Source organism: Micromonospora qiuiae (assembly GCF_016863555.1).
In the GTDB taxonomy this organism is placed as follows: Bacteria; Actinomycetota; Actinomycetes; order Mycobacteriales; family Micromonosporaceae; genus Micromonospora; species Micromonospora qiuiae.
On record NZ_BOPC01000157.1, the window covers coordinates 1 to 3342 of the forward strand.

4 protein-coding genes are annotated in these 3342 nt (G+C 60.6%); 3 read left to right on the top strand and 1 reads right to left on the bottom strand.

Features of this window, described 5'->3' with window-relative positions; translation table 11 throughout:
• On the top strand, positions 1-276 hold a 276-nt coding region (locus Vqi01_RS30040), incomplete at its 5' end, for a LysR family transcriptional regulator (protein ID WP_204038506.1).
• Positions 277-499: 223 nt separating this feature from the next.
• Positions 500-874, top strand: coding sequence for a hypothetical protein (locus Vqi01_RS30045; RefSeq protein ID WP_204038507.1), 375 nt, complete (start codon positions 500-502; stop codon positions 872-874).
• On the opposite strand, the gene Vqi01_RS30050 is transcribed toward Vqi01_RS30045, so the two are convergent.
• Positions 865-2010, bottom strand: coding sequence for a hypothetical protein (locus tag Vqi01_RS30050; RefSeq protein ID WP_204038508.1), 1146 nt, complete (start codon positions 2008-2010; stop codon positions 865-867). The genes Vqi01_RS30045 and Vqi01_RS30050 overlap by 10 nt on opposite strands.
• 495 nt (positions 2011-2505) lie before the next feature.
• Here Vqi01_RS30050 and Vqi01_RS30055 point away from each other — a divergent pair, with 495 nt between their 5' ends.
• Positions 2506-2853, top strand: a complete 348-nt coding sequence (locus tag Vqi01_RS30055) for an EamA family transporter (protein WP_275408860.1) — start codon at positions 2506-2508, stop codon at positions 2851-2853.
• Positions 2854-3342: the final 489 nt, after the last annotated feature.

Here is a 3342-nt window from a genome sequence, read left to right on the forward strand (position 1 = left end):
GTCTGCCTAGGCGAACAGGGCCCCCTGCGATACAGCGAGTTGGGCAACGGCATCACCGGATGGACCGGCACTCGTATCGGCGACGGCGAGATCACCCGGACGGTGACCCGGCTACTGGAAAGCGGCCTCGCCCAGGAGGCGTTCGTCGATGGCCACCGGTCGTTGACCCTGACCGATGCCGGGCGCCACCGCTTGGAGATGATCCGGGCTCTGGGTCGCGCCCTGCGCGACTTCGAACAAGACGACCAAGGCGGGCCGAGCCAAAAGCCGTCCTGACGAGCGATCGGCAAGCTGCTGAATCTGCGCTGGCAAACAGGTTGCTTGCATGCCTCTAAGACCGTGGAATCGTGTCTACGTTTTGGTCCGGAAGTCTCAGCTCGCTTCTCGGTCGTGGGCGGACTGCAAGCGCCAGGCTTAGGCGACTTTTAATAATCAGCGCCGGGCCGAGGCCAAGGAGTTGTGCAGACGAATATTGACAATGATGCACGAAGTGCAAGTGATGGGTGACGAGCATTTTCAGGCCTTTCATTCTGGCGATTCGGACTGCATGAAGCCCACGCCCGCCGAGGGCCAAATCCGTCAGATAAATGAGTGGCGACATCACCTTGATTGGATTACCCATCAATACAATGATTTCCTGACGCAAATGGGCGAAGAGTACGCATATCTCGAAGGCGCGGTTAGTGCGATCGGCCTCTTCAAGTTGTCGGCCAACCGAGCCCGCAGGAGTGGTAGGGCCGTACAGCAGCGAAGTGCAGCAACCGACTACGCCGAGCGAAACCACGATGAGCGCCATCAGGTCGGCCGACCAGCGGTACGCACTGAACGGGACCGCGTTGCCGATTTCTGGGGAATAAGGGTAATCTATGGCTGATGCCTTGCTCGATCTTCGTCACCTTCCCCGAACGAGGCAAGGATTGATTGCGGAGTCGTATTTGTTGCCATCGATGCCAAGTGAAGTAATGTCATTCCTAGGTTGATCGTCCCAGTCAGCACTGGTTCAATGTCCCCGTCCTCATCTATCAGTTGATTTACCGTATTGAAGAATGCTGGCGAAGGTCCGCCTTCGTGCAGATGCGCGCTGAGCACCAAGGATCCGCGCTTCATGCGATACCGGCCCTCGGGTGACATAGTGGGTGGGCCAGGCCTAACCAATCCGCCAGTACGCCGGAAAGGAGCAAGCAGGTCGCCTGCCGGATCCACCGTCTCAAGCTTGGCGATGGCATCCATCGGTAGCAGCATTGGCGATATTTGGTACCCTCCCAGGTCGTTCGGCGTTAGACGCAGAAGGCATGGCTGAGCCGTCTCAACGGTCATCCGATCGAGGTATCGCCGAACAACTGGAAGCGCTTGAAGGCATTCCCTCACGTCGGTTGCAACGGTGATCTGCAGGATGTTGTCGAGGTGAGGCATGGCCTGTCTAATCAGCGGAAGCAGTTCAAAGGCTGGCTCCATTGCGGCCAAGTCAGCTCGAACCTTCGCGCCCCAGCTAAAATCGCGCAACAGATCGTCCCGGTTGAGGCGGAAAGAAATTCGTTGGTGCAATCCGGCCGCTCGCTCCTCTTCCGTGGGTGCATCAAGATTCACGCTGCTAATGGGCAGGCCGCAGTGGGTAGTATAGTTCCTCAGCTTGTAAAGAAATCGATATGCAATGGAGGAGTCAAACGCGCGACTGCATGCCGATTTGAAGTCGACGAAGTTGGTGGAGGTTTCACCAAATGTTCGCTTGAGCCATGTTTCTTCGTGGTCAAGGAACAGCCGGACAACGTTCAGCCAGTTAACGCAGGAACTCATGAACCCGGTTGCCGCCTCGCGAGGCTGGATGCGCCCACGCTCCCGAGGTAAACCGAACAGTCTCAAATAGTACGTGTTCAGCGATTCTATTTCCTCGTAGCTCCGGGCCACCAGCTTAAAAACGTCGCGTACCCCAAGTCGCAGAACAGGCTTAAGTGCCTCCTCAAGTTCCCTATACTCTGCTGCGTCTAGCTCGGCATCGAACCGGAAGCTCAATTTTGCACCCTGGGTGCCTTCTTCCAGGGAAGCTAGGCCATAAGCAGGGCGACCGGTCCTTTGAGGAGGCGGGGTCATTGGCCTAACCTAAAGCTTGGCGAGCGGCAAGGGAAGCGCGTAAGGGGCCTGAGTCCCCTGTGGCCCGTAGCTCGCCTGGCTGGCGCTGGCCACTGGCGCAGACCAGGGCGGCAGCTCGCCTCATGCAAGATCAACGAGACAGATCCACTACAACCGAGGCAACCAGTGCCGGCTGGCGTTGGCAAGCGTCGGCAGACTCCGCCCTGGTTGAAGGACTGAATGATCGATGATGTTCTTTCACTGTGGTGGGTGTAAGGGTTCAAATCCCCTCGGCTCCACTGCAAGCAGCAGGTCACAGGCGGTTTCTCGAATGGGCGAGAACCCGCCTTCGGCGAGCTGGGGTGGCCTGGCCTGCCTAGCAGCATCGGCCAGCTACGGCCTGAGCTACGTCTACATGGGCCGTTACTTGGCCGTGGAATCAGTCCGCTCATGCTCTCCGCGAGCCAGCTCGGAGCCGCAGCGATCCTGCTCGCTGCCGCCATGCCCATCGCAGGACTCGACACCCGTGAATGGTGGTGGGACGCCGTGGCGAGCGTGCTCGTGCTCGGAGCCCTCGGAACGGATGCCGCCGATGTTCTGAACTACCGGATCATCCAGGACGAAGGGCCGACCGCCGCATCCGTCGTCACTTACCTGCTTCCTCTCGTGACCGTGGCCCTCGGATGGACGGTCCTGGGCGAGGCCATCAACATGGCGATCCTTGTCGGTGTCGTACTGGTTCTCGGCGGCGTGGTCCTCAGCAAGCGGACACTGCCCGGTAAGTGATCGCAGTGTGATCCGACAGCTGATGTGCGACGTAGCTCTGCCAGGTGATGTGCGACGGGGTTGCCGTGTACGGGCACGATTCCGTGGTGTGACGTGACGGTTGAGTGTCGCTTTGATGGCGTTCGGCGGGTCGGTTCTGCTGTCGGTCGCGCTGGTGTCGGTTCCTTGGTCGTGGCGGGGTGTCCTGGCTTCCGGGTGGCCGGTGTTGGTGCCGGTGGCGGGGCTTGGCGGTGCTGGTCGCGGGGGTGCTGCTGTGGCGGCGGGACGGTGTGAAGCATGAGGTGTCTGCCGCGCCGATGCCGCCGGATCGGCAGGGGCGGGCCCTTACGGTCGTGGGTGATTCCGGCCAGGGTGGTCCTGGTGGGGGCGGTCACTTGGGCCGCGGTCGGTTGGCCCCGAACCCCGGCCCTCCTCAGAGATGCCGCCGCGGCTCACCTCGCCGGGCACCACAAGGGCTACCAGCCCCCCGGACGAGGCCAAGGTCGTTCC